This window comes from Streptomyces sp. NPDC026673 (assembly GCF_040638135.1).
Taxonomy (GTDB): domain Bacteria; phylum Actinomycetota; class Actinomycetes; order Streptomycetales; family Streptomycetaceae; genus Actinacidiphila.
Genome location: NZ_JBEZXR010000034.1, coordinates 44,898 through 58,004 on the forward strand (window position 1 = coordinate 44,898; position 13,107 = coordinate 58,004).

Consider the following 13,107-nt stretch of genomic DNA (forward strand, 5'->3'; position numbering starts at 1 on the left):
GGCGTGCCGCACCGAGGCGACCCGCCCGGACCGTCAGCCCACCGACGAGTAGGCCACGACGCCCCGCAGCAGCCCGTCGACGGCCTTGCGGGCGTTGCGCCGCACCGGGCTGCCCTCGGGGGCCGCGTCGGCGATCTGCCCGAGGACGTCGATGAGCTGCTTCGTCCAGCGCACGAAGTCGCCCGCCGGCATGTCGGCGTCGCGCAGCACCGCGTCGAGGCCCTGCCCGGAGGCCCAGCCGTGGGCGGCCCAGGCGAAGCCGAGGTCGGGTTCGCGCTGGCCGACGCCCTCGGCCTGGTTGATGCGGTGCTCCTCCTCCAGGGCGTCGAGGCGGCCCCAGATGCGGACCATCTCGCCCAGGGCCTGCTTGGCGTTGCCGGAGGGCAGCCGCGGCGGCAGTGCGTCGTCCGCGGAGCGGGACTCGTAGACCAGGGCGGAGGCACAGGCGGCGAGATCCGCCGGGCCGAGGCCGTCCCACACGCCGTCGCGCAGGCACTCGCTGGCCAGCAGGTCGAGTTCGCCGTAGAGCCGGGCCAGCCGGCGGCCGTCCGCGGTGACCCTGTCGCCCTCGAGGTAGCCGAGGTCGGTGAGCAGGGCACAGATGCGGTCGAAGGTGCGGGCGATGGTGTTGGTGCGGCCTTCGATCCGGCGCTCGAGCTGCTTGGTGTCGCGCTGCAGCCGCTGGTAGCGCTCGGCCCAGCGGGCGTGGTCCTCGCGCTCGTCGCAGCCGTGGCAGGGGTGCGCGCGGATCTCGGTGCGCAGCCGGGCGATCTCGGTGTCGTCCGCGGCGGCCGAGCGCGGGCGGCGCTGCCGCTGCGGTGCTATGCCCGCCGTGCCGGCCTTGGAGCGCATGGCGGAGGCCAGGTCGCGCCGGGACTGCGGGCTGCGCGGGTTGAAGGACTTGGGGATGCGCATCCGGTCCAGCGCCTCGACCGGCACCGGGAAGTCGATCTGCGCGAGCCGCTTGACCTGCCGCTCCGCGGTGAGCACCAGCGGGCGGGGGCCGTCGTGGTGGAACTGGTCGTGCCGGTTGTGGTGGCCTGGGCTGCGGCCGGCGGGCACACCCGGGTCGAGGACCAGGGCCAGGCCCGCGAACTTGCCGGCCGGGACGTGGATGATGTCGCCCGGGCGGAGCTTCTCCAGCGCGTCGGCGGCGGCCGCCCGGCGCTGGTTGGCGCCCTGCCGGGAGAGGTCGGCCTCGCGGTCCTTGAGCTGCCGGCGCAGCGACATGTACTCGTCGAAGTCACCGAGGTGGCAGGTCATGGAGGACCGGTAGCCCTCCAGGCCCTCCTCGTTGCGCTGCACCTGGCGCGAGATGCCGACCACCGAGCGGTCGGCCTGGAACTGGGCGAACGAGGTCTCCAGCAGCTCCCGGGAGCGGTGCCGCCCGAACTGGCCGACCAGGTTGACCGCCATGTTGTACGAGGGCTTGAACGAGGACCGCAGCGGATAGGTGCGCGTGCCGGCGAGCCCCGCCAGGTGGACCGGGTCGAAGGCGCGCTGCCAGAGCACGACGGCGTGGCCCTCGACATCGATGCCCCGGCGCCCGGCACGGCCGGTGAGCTGGGTGTACTCGCCCGGTGTGACGTCGGCGTGGGTCTCGCCGTTCCACTTGACGAGCTTCTCCAGGACCACGGAGCGAGCGGGCATGTTGATGCCCAGCGCCAGCGTCTCGGTGGCGAAGACCGCCTTGACCAGGCCCTTCACGAAGAGCTCCTCGACGACCTCCTTGAAGGTCGGCAGCATGCCGGCGTGGTGCGCGGCGATGCCCCGCTCCAGGCCCTCCAGCCACTCGAAGTAGCCGAGCACGTTCAGGTCCTCGTCGGGGATGGACCTGGTGCGCTCCTCGACGATGGCGCGGACCTTGGCCCGGTTCTCGTCGCTGTTCAGCCGCAGGCCCGCGTAGAGGCACTGCTGGACGGCGGACTCGCAGCCGGCGCGGCTGAAGATGAACGTGATGGCGGGCAGCAGCCCTTCCGCGTCCAGCCGCTCGATGACCTCGGCGCGGCTGGGCGTCCAGATCCTGCGCTGCTGGCGGCGGTCCCGCTCGCGGTCGGCCTCGCGGACCTTCCCGCGGCGGTCGCGGCCGTTGAAGGAGCGCTGGTTCTCCATGCGGGCCAGCCGTACGAGGTCGGGGTTGACCGCGCGCTGCGCGCCGGGCCCCGCTCCCCGCTTCTCCTCGAAGAGGTCGTACATCCGGCGGCCGGCCAGGACGTGCTGCCACAGCGGCACGGGGCGGTGCTCGGAGACGATGACCTCGGTGTCGCCGCGTACGGTGTCGAGCCAGTCGCCGAACTCCTCGGCGTTGGACACCGTCGCGGACAGCGACACCAGCGTGACGGACTGCGGGAGGTGGATGATGACCTCCTCCCAGACCGCGCCGCGGAAGCGGTCGGAGAGGTAGTGCACCTCGTCCATGACCACGTAGCCGAGGCCGTCGAGGGCCTGGGAGCCCGCGTACAGCATGTTGCGGAGCACCTCTGTGGTCATGACCACGATGGGCGCGTCCCCGTTGACGCTGTTGTCGCCGGTCAGCAGACCGACCCGCTCGGCGCCGTAGCGCTTGACGAGATCGGTGAACTTCTGGTTCGACAGGGCCTTGATGGGCGTGGTGTAGAAGCACTTGCGGCCCTCGCCCAGGGCCAGGTGGACCGCGAACTCGCCCACGATGGTCTTGCCGGATCCGGTGGGCGCGGCCACCAGCACGCCCTTGCCGGCCTCGAGGGCCTTGCAGGACTCGATCTGGAAGGGGTCCAGATCGAAGTCGTACAGCTCGCGGAAGCCCGCGAGTGCGGTGGCCTGCTCTGCGGCGCGGAGCCTGGACGCGGCATAGCGCTCGGCGGGAGACATCTCGTCGTTCATCTTGAAAACGAGACTACCGGGCGGCACTGACAGCCGACATGATCTTTTTACCGAAGCAAGACCCATGGCATGGAGGCCGGGCGCGTCGCGCCCCTCCCGGCGGCTTTCGCGCCCGGCCTCCGCGGCCGTTCCGGGTCAGATCATGGTGGAGAGGTACTCCTCGACGGCGGGGACCTTGAAGGCGTCCTTCACACCGGCCAGACCGCCGGGCACGCCCTTCTTCGGTTTGACGATGTAGCTCTGGGTGGCGCTGGGCCGCCACGGGTTGGAGAAGTCCAGGACCGGGCCGAGCCCGGGGTCGAACGCCTTCTGTGTGCGGTGCGCCGCGATGATGCCCACCCGGCTGAGGTCCTTGGCGGCACAGGCCGCCTTCAGGTCCTGGACGGCGACGGCCATGGTGTTGTGGCCGGTCTCCAGGCCCTGGTCCAGCGGGTCCCCCGGGTAGCGGCGCTGGTAGTCCGCGACCAGCTTGCGCACCTCGGGGGTGTCGCTGGTCATCGCCGGGGTGGGGGCGACGAGCTGCAGCATCTGGACCAGGGCCGGGGCGGCGGGGGTCTTGAGCAGCTGCGGGTCGTAGCCGACGGCGCTGCCGAGGAAGGGCACGTCGAGGCCGATCGCCGCGGCGGCACCGACCGCCGAGGCGGTCTGCGCGGGGCTGGTGCTGATCAGGACGGCCTTCACACCGGCCTGGCCGAGCTCGCGCACCTGCTCGGACAGGTCCTTGCGGGCCGGGCCGACCTTCTTCTCGACGAGGGTGATGCCGCGCTCGCCGGCGAGGAACCCGGCACCGCGCCGCGCGTTGTTCCCGTAGTCGCCGTCGAGGTAGATGTAGCCGACCTTGTCGCCCGGTCCGAGGCCCTGGGTGTCGGCCAGGTACTCGAAGCCGTTGATCATGTCGATGTCGTAGGTGGCGTTGATCGTCGTCAGGGTGGGCTGGCCGAGCAGCGTCGAGGAGTAGCCCAGGGACGTCGTCATCACGTCGTCGATCTCGATGCGGTCGAGCAAGGCGTTGATGATCGTCGAGCCGAGGAGCCCGGGCATCGCGGCGATCTTCGGCTCCATCTCGCGGTACTGCACGACAGCCGTCTCCACGTCGTAGCCGTGGTCGCGGACGACCAGCTTGAGCTTGCGGCCGCAGACGCCTCCCTTGGCGTTGACCTGGTCCACGTAGAGCTTCTCGGCCTGCAGCACGGAGCGGCCCAGGGGGCCGTAGGGCCCGGACAGGTCCGTGAGGACGCCCAGGCTGATGGTGGTGTCGGTCACGCCGGGCCCGGTCTTCACGCCCTTCGCGTCGACCGGACCGTCGTTCGCGTCGGTGCCCGCGTCCGCGCCGCAGCCCGTGAGGACGCAGGCGAGGACGGAGGTGAGGACGGCGGTGGACCTGAGGCGGTGTTTCCGGGTCACGGTGTGCTCGCTCCTGGAGGGATGGGACCGCGGGAGCCGCCGCGGGCGCGGCTGTGAGGCCCGGCGCCCGGGGCCGGTGGTGCGGGAGCTCCATGGGAAGAGATCAGGGGCGGTTCGGCGAGGGGTGGGCGCGTTTCTGGTCGGCCTTCCCAACGGCCGCCGCCCCCGGCTGTGCAGCGGCACCGCCCGCCCCGGCCCGTACGGGCAGGTGTTCGGTGGTGTGTGGGTTCTGTCCGGATGTCGGTCACGTTTGCGTCACCCGTCTTCCGGGCCCGTACTACCAGCGGGTAGGAATGCCCGTACCGGTGCCCGGCCTGTGCCGGCGGCCGGTCCCGCACCGCCGCCGGGCGCACATGCCGACGGCGACGCACCCCGGGCTCCGCACCCGGAGACCCGAGAGGAGGATCGGATGGCCACCCCTGTCACCACGCGCCGCGCGTGCGCCGCGGACGCCTCCGTGGAAGCCGCCGCGGACGCCGGGCGGGAGCACACCGAGGTGCTGCGGGCCGCGGCGCTGCAGGTGCGCGGGCAGGTCGGGCCGGTGGCGGCGCACATCGTCGAGCGGATCCGGGACCGGCACCCGGCCTACCGGGAGTCCGCGCTGGCGCCGTCCGGCCTGCTGGAGGAGACCGAGGGCTCGGTCGCCGCCGTCCTGGACTCGCTCGCCGACCCCGGCCGCTCGGCGGTCTCCGCCGAGTACCTGTCGTGGGTGGGGGAACGCCGGGCGTGGCAGGGGTTCCCGCTGGAGCCGATGATGGGCGCCTGCCGGACGGCGGGCGACGCCCTGTGGCTGTCGCTGGTCCGGGCCGGGGAGAGCCAGGGGCCCGCGGGGACCCGGCTGATCGCCCGTGCCGCAGCGGAGGTCTGGGACCTGTTCGAGCGGGACAGCCGGCTGATGGCGGACGCCTATCTGCGGGCCCGCGGCGAGGTGACGTTCCACCGGCAGCGCGACCGGAGGGCGCTGGAGGGGCTGCTGGCCGGCCGGGTGGACGGGCCCGGCCTGGCGGAGGCGGCCGACGCGCTCGCCCTGCCCGAGTCGGGCCGCTTCGCGGTCGCCGTCCTCCGGGGCCCCGCGGGGGTCCCGCACCGGGCACGGCAGCGGGCCGGGGTGCCGGACGGGGCGCGGGTGCACCGGGCGTTCCCGGTCGGCGGGGAGGTGCTCCTCGCCGAGCTGGGCGGCCTGGCGCTGGACGACTTCGCGGCGGCGCTGGAGATGCCGGCCGGGTCGCGGGCGGGGCTGAGCCCCGAGGTGGACCGGCTCGCGGCGGTCGGCCACGCCCGGGAGCTGGCCGAACTCGCGCTGCGCACCTGCACCCGGGACGGCGAGGTGGCCCTCCTCGAGCGCCGCTACCCGGCTGGGCTGCTCGCCCGTCGTCCGGAGGTCGCCACCGAGATCGCCGCCGGTGTGCTGGGCGGGCTGCGGGACGCGGAGGCCGCCGAGGCAGCGGTGCTGCTGGAGACCCTGGCGGCGTGGCTGGACGCGGACGGCTCCGTCGAACGGGCTTCCGCCACCCTGTTCTGCCACGCCAACACCGTCCGCAGGCGCCTGCGGCGGCTGGAGGAGCTCACGGGCCGCTCGGTGTCCCGGCCCCGGGACGTGGTCCATCTGGCGCTCGCCCTGGACGCCGAGCGGATCACCGCGGCGCGGGGCCGCGGGGTGTCCCGGTGACGGCGCGTACCGGCGGTCCGGGAGGGCCGGACGAGGCCGCCCGCGAACTGCTGCGCACGGCGGCGCTGCGGATGAGGGAGCGGGTGGGCGAACTCTCGGAGCGGGTCATGTCCCGGCTGCACACCGAGGTGCCCGGCTTTGTGGACCACGTCGACGACCCGGACTGCTCCCTCGAGGGCTTCGCGACGATGATCACCATGCATCTGGACCGGCTGGCCGACCCGGAGCGCGACGCGGACGCCGCCCGCTCCATGAGGGAGGCCGGTCGCCGCCAGGCCGGTCGGGGCATGCCGCTGGAACTGCTGACGCACGTCTTCGCGGTGGGCGGCGCCGTGGTGTGGCAGGAACTCGTCGACACCGTCGCCGCCCACCACCCCGGCGACATCGCGCACATGGTGCGCATCGCCCCGCGGATGTGGGGGTTCCGGGAGCGCACGGCGGCGATCCTGGCCGACGCCTACCGCGAGACCCTGGGCGAGGGAGAGGGCGAGGGCGTGGCCGGTGACGGCAGGCGGGCCGCGCGCGTGCTCGGGGCACTGCTCGACGGGCGCACCGACACCCTGGGCGTGCGCGCCGCCGCGCAGGCGCTGGGGGTGCCGGGCGACGGCCGCTTCGTGGTCGCCGTGACGAGCGTGCGGGCCTCGGCGTCCGGTACGCCCGGTGACGACGCCTTCCCGGTGGGCGCCGGCGGCCGGGTGCTGAGGCTGCCGCGGGGCGCGGGCGAGGTCCTGGTCGTGCTGCTGGGCGGCGACCGGTCGCCGGAGGCGCTCGCCACGCTGCTGGTCGCGGTTCCCGGGCTGCGCGCCGGGGTCAGCCCGGTGGTGCGCGGCCTCGCCGGACTGCGCCGGGCGCTGACGCTCGCCGAACTCGCGCTGCCCACCTGCGCCTCGGACGGCGAGGTGGCGCTGTGGGAGGAGCGGATGCCGACGGTCGTGGCCGCCTCCGACCGGCGCCTCGCCGGGGAACTGGCCGACCGGGTCCTCGGCCCGCTGCGGGAACTGCCCGACGAGGAAAGGCAGTCCCTGCTCGGGACCTTCGCGACGTGGATGGAGTGCGACGGCTCCCCCCGGGCGGTCGCCGAGCGCATGGACTGCCACCGCAACACGGTGCTGAACCGGTTGCGCCGGCTCGAGGTGCTCACCGGCCGGCGGCTCGGCCATCCCCGTGAACTGGTCGACCTCACGCTGGCCCTGGACGTGCTGCGGACGGCCGACGCCGCCTGAGCGGCCCCGCCGCGTCCCCGCGTCCCGTTGCCCGCCGTCTCGGGGACGCCCGCCGCGGCGGGCGCGCGGCGATGCCGGCGGACCCTGGAGCCTGTCGTCACATTCCCTCCCCCAACCTTCGGCCGGGGGTGCCCCCACCCCGCGACGCTCCCCCAGCATCGCTGGGAGGTACCCCCAGGCACGGCGCTCCTCCGGCCTTCGGCCCGGGGGAGTTGTCGAATCGTCCGAGTAGCCCGCTACGAGGACGACTCTCCGCCGTGTGCGATGCACCGCACCTGGGGGCACCTCCCAGCGCCGGCTGGGGGAGCCAATGTGACGACCGGCTCTAGCGCGGCGAAAGCAGCCGCAGCGCCCGCCGCTCGGTACGGGCCGTCAGCGGCAGCGGGCCGAGGGGCTCGCCGTCGGCGTAGCCGGTGATGCCGTCGGCGGCCAGCGTGATCGAGGCGGCGCGGTGCACCGTCACCACGGGGTGGCCGGTGTGGCTGCCGCGGTAGACCCGCGGGAAGACCCGCAGCAGCGTGGTGCGGCTGCACGGGCCGACCACGCAGACGTCGAAGCGCCCGTCGTCGAGGTCGGCGTCGGCGCAGATCCGCATGCCGCCCCCGTACGAGGTGCCGTTGCCGACGGCGACCAGGGTCGCCTCGATCTCCGTCTCGGGGCCCCCGTCGAGGCTGATCCGGTACGGGATGGGCCGCAGGGCGGCGAGTTCCGCCAGCATCGCCACGTCGTAGCGGAGCCGCCCGGTGGGCCACCTCAGGCGGTTGCCGCGGTCGTTGACCCGGGAGTCGAACCCGGAGGCGAGGACGGTGCCGAACCACCGGTCGCCGACCCGGCCCAGATCGATCTCGCGGACCGAGTCCTCCGTGAGCGCCCGCGCGATCGCCTCCCCGGCCGCGGCGGGCTCGCGTATCGGCAGTCCCGTCGCCCGGGCGAAGTCGTTGCCGGTGCCGACGGCGACGACGCCGAGCGGTGTCCCGGTCCCGGCGACGGCCTGCAGGGCCAGCGACACCATGCCGTCGCCGCCCACCGCGACCAGCGCCCCGGTCCCTTCGGCGACGGCCTTCCGGGCCTGCCCGAGGGCGTCGGCCGCGTCGGCGCCGACGACACTGCGCACGCCGAAGCCCGCCCGGCGCAGCGCGTCCGCGGCCGGCTCGGCGGCACGGGCGCCCCGTCCGCGGCCCGCGGTGGGGTTGGCGATGAGGGTGATCTCGCTGGTCACGCGCGGACCCTACCGCGCGGTAGCGGGCACGTCGAGATCACCGGCACCCCCATCGCCCGCCGTGCGTCGCCCGGTGCGCCGCCCGGTGCGCCGTCACGGCCGCCGACGGAGGCCGCCACCACGAGGGCCGTACCACGACGACGGGGCCCCGCCCGGAGGATCCGGACGAGGCCCCGTCGGGGGACCGCGGTGTCAGGTCGCGTCGTCGAAGTCGTCGGAGCGGCGCCCGTCCTCGACGGATCCGGCCTGCTCGGGCACGGAGGCCGTGACGCGCTCGCCGGGGCCGATCGGCTCCGGGGTGAGGTCGAGCTCGGAGGCCTCGTCGTCGGAGAGGTCGGCGTCGGGGTTGCGCCAGCGCCGGCGCCGGTCGTTGATCAGCGAGAAGGCGACCGCGCCGAAGTAGAGGACGACGATCGGACCGGACAGGGCGATCATGCTCACGGGGTCGGTGGTCGGCGTCGCGACGGCACCGAAGACGAACACGCCCATGACCACGCCCCGCCACCAGCCGGCCATGCGGCGGCCGGTCACCATGCCGACCATGTTCAGCATGACCAGGAGCAGGGGAAGTTCGAAGGCGAGACCGAAGACCAGCACCATGCGGATGGTGAAGTCCAGCACGCCATCCAGCTTCAGGAGGTTGGACGAGCCCTCGGGCGTGAAGCTGATCAGCACCTTGATGCTGACCGGCATGATCTTGTACGCGAGGAGGGCGCCGCCGAGGAAGAGCGGGAGCGCCGCGCCCACGAACATGTAGGTGTACTTGCGCTCGTGCCGGTGCAGGCCCGGGGCGATGAACGCCCAGAGCTGGTACAGCCAGATCGGGCTGGCGCCGATGACGCCGGCCATGAGGCAGACCTGCATCGTCAGCGCGAACGGCGCCGTCAGCGAGTCGAAGGTGACGATGGCGCAGTTGCCACCGCTGCTGACGACCCCGGGGCCGCACTTGGGTACCGGAGAGGCCAGGAACTCCAGGAGCTGCTGGCTGTAGAAGGCGGCGACGACCGCCACGGCGACGATCGCGAGCACGCTCTTGGTGAGCCGGTTGCGCAGCTCGCGCAGGTGCTCCACGAGAGGCATGCGCCCCTCGGGGTCCTTCACCGGCTTACTGCGGGCAGACTTCAGCAACCCAGGTCCTCATCTCACGCGGTGGCCGGCGTCCCCGCCGGCTTCCCGTACCTGTGCCGTCGTGTCAGCTCTGCGTCTGGCGGGGCTGCTGGGTCTCGGAGACCGGGCGGGCGCTGGTGACGTCACCGGGCGCGGCCTGGATGGTCTTCGGCGCGGCGGGGGCGTCGGCGGGCGCGTCGGCCTGCGGGGCCGCCGTGTCGTCCGTCTTCATCGCCTTCGCCTCGCTCTTGAGGATGCGCATCGACTTCCCCAGGCCGCGGGCCATGTCCGGGAGACGCTTGGCCCCGAACAGCAGCAGAACGACGACAAGGATGAGGATGATCTCAGGGGCGCCGAGCCTGCCGAACATAAGCTTTACCTTCTCACCGAGGCGGCATGGGTTCTTGAGCAGCGGCCCCCGCGTCCGTGGACACGGTGTCCGCTCTGCCAGCGATCGTAACGTGCGGGGGTAAACGTCTGGCAATCCCCCGGCATCCGTGCGGTTGCCGCCCCCGCCGCGCTCTCCCGGGGCCGCTCCAGAAGCCTACCTTCCCCGGTCAGGGAGGACGAGAGTGCGTCAGAGAGCGCTTTCCGCGTCGCTTCCGGCTCCGTCAGCGGGACAGTTCGCCGGCACCGCGCGCCAGCGGTTCGGCGGCGCGCCGCAGGTCCTCGGACGCCTGCCGCAGCCGGTCGCCGCTGCGCCCCACCTGCCGGGCGAGGCCGCGCACCTCGGCGTACACGCGGAGGGCGAGGACACCGAGCACGAGCAGACCGGCGGTCGCCAGGCCGACATAGAGGTAGAGCCACCACATGGCAGCCGAGCGTAGCGGTTCAGCCGGTGTGCAGCCGCATCGTGCGGACGCCGCCGTCGGTGAGGAGTTCCACGATGCGGTCGCCCGCCGGCTTGCGGACGGAGGAACCGCAGTCCGGGCAGGTGAAGGAGTAGAAGGTGGTGCGGTGGCTGCCGCCGATGGCCAGCCGCAGGGCGTCGGCCGAGAGCTCGAAGCTGGTGCGGCACTCGGGGCAGGAGGCCCGGTAGATCACCTCGGGAAGGGTGATCGCGGGGTCGCCGACGGTGTCCAGGGCGTCGAGGTCGTCCATGGAGCGGTTCCCCTCAGTCGCCGTAGGCCGCGAGGGCCCGGGCGGCGGCGTCGCGGGCGCTGCCGGCCAGGTCGGCCGGGGAGACGATCCGCCCGTCGCGGCCCAGCCGCAGCGCGAGGCGGCGCAGCGAGCCGGGGTCGGGGGTGCGCAGGGTGATCCGCAGGCCGCCGTCGGGGAGCTCCTCGGCGAGGTCGTGCGGGTAGTACTCGGCGACCCAGCGGCCGCCGGGGCCGACCTCGATCACCACTTCCGGGTCGTCGCCGGCCGGTTGCACCAGCCCCTGGGACAGGTCGCGCGGCTCGATGCGGGGCGGGTCGCTGGGCTGGTCCAGCAGCCGGATCTCGGCGACCCGGTCGAGCCGGAAGGTGCGCCGGTCCTCCGACAGGTAGCACCAGCCCTCGAAGTAGGTGTGCCCGACCGCGAACAGCCGGATCGGGTCGACCTCGCGCTCGGTGAGCTCGTCCCGGGAGGGCGAGTAGTAGCGGATCCACAGCCGGCGCCGCTCGGCGATGGCGCGGTCGACGTCGGCGAAGACGCTGCCCTCGGACTCGAAGGTGACCGACAGCCGCGAGGACGCGCCGGCGGCCTCGCCCGCCGCGCCCTCGATCTTGGCGGTGGCGCGCAGCAGCGCCTGCCGGTCGCTCTCCCGCAGCCCCGGCAGGTTGGCGACGGCACGGGCGGCGACCAGCAGCGCGGCCGCCTCGTCGGCGGCCAGCCGGAGCGGCTGCGCGACGTCGTCGACGTTGTGCCACCAGATCCGCTCGCCGTCGGTGTCGATGTCGAGCAGGTCGCCGCCCCGGAAGCTCGTGCCGCACAGCGGCAGCACGTTCAGGTCGCCGATCAGCTCGGCCTCGGTCACCCCGAACGCGCGGGCCACGTCGCTCACCCGGGCGCCGGGGCGCTCGCGCAGATAGGTGACCAGGGACAGCATCCTGCGCGTCTGGTCGATCGCGTTCGCCATCTCGTCCTACTCCCCCGCTCAGCCCTTGGCGACGGCGCGCAGCCGGTCCACCACGTCGGCCCGCAGCTCGTCGGGCCCCAGTACGACCACGTCCGGGCCGAACTCCACCAGCCAGGCGTCGAGTCCGTGCCCGTACGGGATCTCCAGCTCGTCCCAGTCGGCGTCGACCGGCAGCGTCTCCACCGCGCGGGCCCGCAGCGGGTACCCGGAGTCGCGGCGCAGCCGGATCCGCGCGGTCGCGGTCGCGCCCTCCCCGGCCCAGCTGGCGACGGCGGCGCGTACGTCGACGTGGTCGGGCACCTCGGCGGTGAAGGCGCCGCCGCGGGTGCGGACCCGGCCGGTGATCCGGGAGAGCCGGAAGACGCGCACCGCGCCCCGGTCGCGGTCCCAGCCGGCCAGGTACCAGTGGCCGCGCCAGCACTCCAGTGCCCAGGGCTCGACCTGGCGGGGTTCGGGGCGAACGGCGTTGGCCTTGCGGTAGTCGAAGGCGACCGGGCGGCGCTCGCGGGTGGCGACCATGAGCGGCTCGAACGCCGGCTCGGGCGTGGGGATCCGCGGCTCGAGGGCGCTGTGTCCCGCCGCGTCCCGCGGCCCGTCGCCGTCGCGCTCGTCGTCGAAGGGCACACCCGCGGCCCGCAGCTTCTGCAGGGCGCCGCTGGCGGCCTCGGCCAGGCGCGCCTGCTGCCAGACCTTGGCGGCCAGGCTCAGTGCGGCGGCCTCCTCGGCGTCCAGGGCGATCTCGGGGAGGCGGTTGCGGTCGCGGCGGGCCAGGTAGCCGATCTCGCCGTCGAGGCTCTCCACGGTCTCGATGACCATGCCGAGCTCGCGCAGATCGTCCTTGTCCCGCTCGAACATGCGGTTGAACGCCTCGTCGGAGCCGATCTCGTGGTAGGCCTCGATGGACGCGCGCAGCTCCCGCTTGCTGACCGGGCGGCGGGTGTTCATCAGGCACAGCGCCAGGTTCATCAGCCGCTCGGCCTTGGCAATCGCCACTCGACGCAACCTTCTTCCTTGTTCAGCTCTGCGTCCAGACCCTATCGCGACCGGGCCGCGCGGCTGAAGCGAAGGCCGGTTCCGGCGGCGGGCCCGTACGGCCGGGCGTACGCGGGAGCCCCCGCCGGGCCGGCGGTGCCGGATGGCGGGGGCTCCTCGGCGTGATCGCTCCGGACGGGCCGGTCAGACGGACAGCAGGTCCACCACGAAGATCAGCGTCTCGCCCGGCTTGATCAGCGGGGTCGGGCTCTGGTTGCCGTAGGCGAGGTGCGCGGGGATGGTCAGCTCGCGGCGGCCGCCGACCTTCATGCCCTGCACGCCCTGGTCCCAGCCCTTGATGACCCGGCCGCCGCCCAGCGGGAAGGTGAAGGGCGAGTTGCGGTTCCAGCTGGCGTCGAACTCCTCGCCGGTGCTGAAGGCCACACCGACGTAGTGGACGGTGACGTTCTGGCCCGCCTTGGCCTCGGCGCCCTCGCCCTCCCAGATGTCCCTGATCACCAGGTCGGCCGGGGGCTCGCCGCCCGGGAAGTCGATCTCGGGCTTTTCGATGCTCACGTACGTGCTCCTC

At 73.7% G+C, this 13,107-nt stretch carries 12 protein-coding genes; 2 read left to right on the forward strand and 10 right to left on the reverse strand.

Annotated elements, in window-relative coordinates; genetic code table 11:
• Nucleotides 1–33: 33 nt before the first annotated feature.
• Together AB0F62_RS22960 and AB0F62_RS22965 are read right to left on the reverse strand one after the other, a co-directional pair.
• Nucleotides 34–2,862 (reverse strand): DEAD/DEAH box helicase, encoded by a 2,829-nt coding sequence (locus AB0F62_RS22960; protein WP_361802003.1) that lies wholly within the window; start codon nt 2,860–2,862, stop codon nt 34–36.
• Nucleotides 2,863–2,997: 135 nt separating this feature from the next.
• Entirely contained in the window at nt 2,998–4,266 is a 1,269-nt protein-coding gene (locus AB0F62_RS22965) for an ABC transporter substrate-binding protein (RefSeq protein ID WP_361802006.1), read from the reverse strand.
• A gap of 409 nt (nt 4,267–4,675) precedes the next feature.
• Between AB0F62_RS22965 and AB0F62_RS22970 the strand changes: the two genes are divergently transcribed.
• The gene (locus AB0F62_RS22970) at nt 4,676–5,935 is read left to right on the forward strand and encodes a helix-turn-helix domain-containing protein (protein WP_361802009.1); all 1,260 of its coding nucleotides are present in this window, start codon (nt 4,676–4,678) and stop codon (nt 5,933–5,935) included.
• Nucleotides 5,932–7,158 (forward strand): helix-turn-helix domain-containing protein, encoded by a 1,227-nt coding sequence (locus tag AB0F62_RS22975; protein WP_361802012.1) that lies wholly within the window; start codon nt 5,932–5,934, stop codon nt 7,156–7,158. The genes AB0F62_RS22970 and AB0F62_RS22975 overlap by 4 nt, the downstream gene beginning before the upstream one ends.
• Nucleotides 7,159–7,483: 325 nt before the next feature.
• Here the strand turns inward: AB0F62_RS22975 and AB0F62_RS22980 are convergent, their stop codons facing one another.
• From AB0F62_RS22980 to AB0F62_RS23015, 8 genes are all read right to left on the reverse strand, one after another.
• Nucleotides 7,484–8,377 carry a diacylglycerol kinase gene (locus AB0F62_RS22980; RefSeq protein ID WP_361802015.1) on the reverse strand — a complete coding sequence of 298 codons (894 nt, stop codon included), beginning with the start codon at nt 8,375–8,377 and terminating at the stop codon, nt 7,484–7,486.
• Nucleotides 8,378–8,569: 192 nt separating this feature from the next.
• On the reverse strand, nt 8,570–9,457 hold the full coding sequence (gene tatC, locus AB0F62_RS22985) for a twin-arginine translocase subunit TatC (protein ID WP_361802018.1): 888 nt from the start codon (nt 9,455–9,457) through the stop codon (nt 8,570–8,572).
• A gap of 112 nt (nt 9,458–9,569) precedes the next feature.
• Nucleotides 9,570–9,854: a Sec-independent protein translocase subunit TatA gene (gene tatA / locus AB0F62_RS22990; protein ID WP_361802021.1), complete on the reverse strand. Its 285-nt coding sequence runs from the start codon at nt 9,852–9,854 to the stop codon at nt 9,570–9,572.
• A gap of 241 nt (nt 9,855–10,095) precedes the next feature.
• Nucleotides 10,096–10,296 carry a hypothetical protein gene (locus AB0F62_RS22995; RefSeq protein WP_361802023.1) on the reverse strand — a complete coding sequence of 67 codons (201 nt, stop codon included), beginning with the start codon at nt 10,294–10,296 and terminating at the stop codon, nt 10,096–10,098.
• A gap of 19 nt (nt 10,297–10,315) precedes the next feature.
• Nucleotides 10,316–10,585 carry a hypothetical protein gene (locus tag AB0F62_RS23000; RefSeq protein WP_361802026.1) on the reverse strand — a complete coding sequence of 90 codons (270 nt, stop codon included), beginning with the start codon at nt 10,583–10,585 and terminating at the stop codon, nt 10,316–10,318.
• A gap of 13 nt (nt 10,586–10,598) precedes the next feature.
• The gene (locus AB0F62_RS23005) at nt 10,599–11,546 is read right to left on the reverse strand and encodes a WYL domain-containing protein (protein ID WP_361802029.1); all 948 of its coding nucleotides are present in this window, start codon (nt 11,544–11,546) and stop codon (nt 10,599–10,601) included.
• Nucleotides 11,547–11,564: 18 nt separating this feature from the next.
• A complete protein-coding gene (locus AB0F62_RS23010) occupies nt 11,565–12,539 on the reverse strand; it encodes a WYL domain-containing protein (protein ID WP_361802032.1) in 975 nt (324 codons plus the stop codon).
• A 183-nt stretch (nt 12,540–12,722) separates the two neighbouring features.
• Entirely contained in the window at nt 12,723–13,094 is a 372-nt protein-coding gene (locus AB0F62_RS23015) for an FKBP-type peptidyl-prolyl cis-trans isomerase (RefSeq protein WP_361802035.1), read from the reverse strand.
• Nucleotides 13,095–13,107 lie beyond the last annotated feature (13 nt).

Excerpts from the sequence above, each read along its gene's own strand:
- tatC (WP_361802018.1), bottom strand. The coding sequence starts at position 9,457 with ATGCCTCTCGTGGAGCACCTGCGCGAGCTGCGCAACCGGCTCACCAAG.
- tatA (WP_361802021.1), bottom strand. The coding sequence starts at position 9,854 with ATGTTCGGCAGGCTCGGCGCCCCTGAGATCATCCTCATCCTTGTCGTC.
- AB0F62_RS22995 (WP_361802023.1), bottom strand. The coding sequence starts at position 10,296 with ATGTGGTGGCTCTACCTCTATGTCGGCCTGGCGACCGCCGGTCTGCTC.
- AB0F62_RS23005 (WP_361802029.1), bottom strand. The coding sequence starts at position 11,546 with ATGGCGAACGCGATCGACCAGACGCGCAGGATGCTGTCCCTGGTCACC.
- AB0F62_RS23000 (WP_361802026.1), bottom strand. The coding sequence starts at position 10,585 with ATGGACGACCTCGACGCCCTGGACACCGTCGGCGACCCCGCGATCACC.
- AB0F62_RS22970 (WP_361802009.1), top strand. The coding sequence starts at position 4,676 with ATGGCCACCCCTGTCACCACGCGCCGCGCGTGCGCCGCGGACGCCTCC.
- AB0F62_RS22960 (WP_361802003.1), bottom strand. The coding sequence starts at position 2,862 with ATGAACGACGAGATGTCTCCCGCCGAGCGCTATGCCGCGTCCAGGCTC.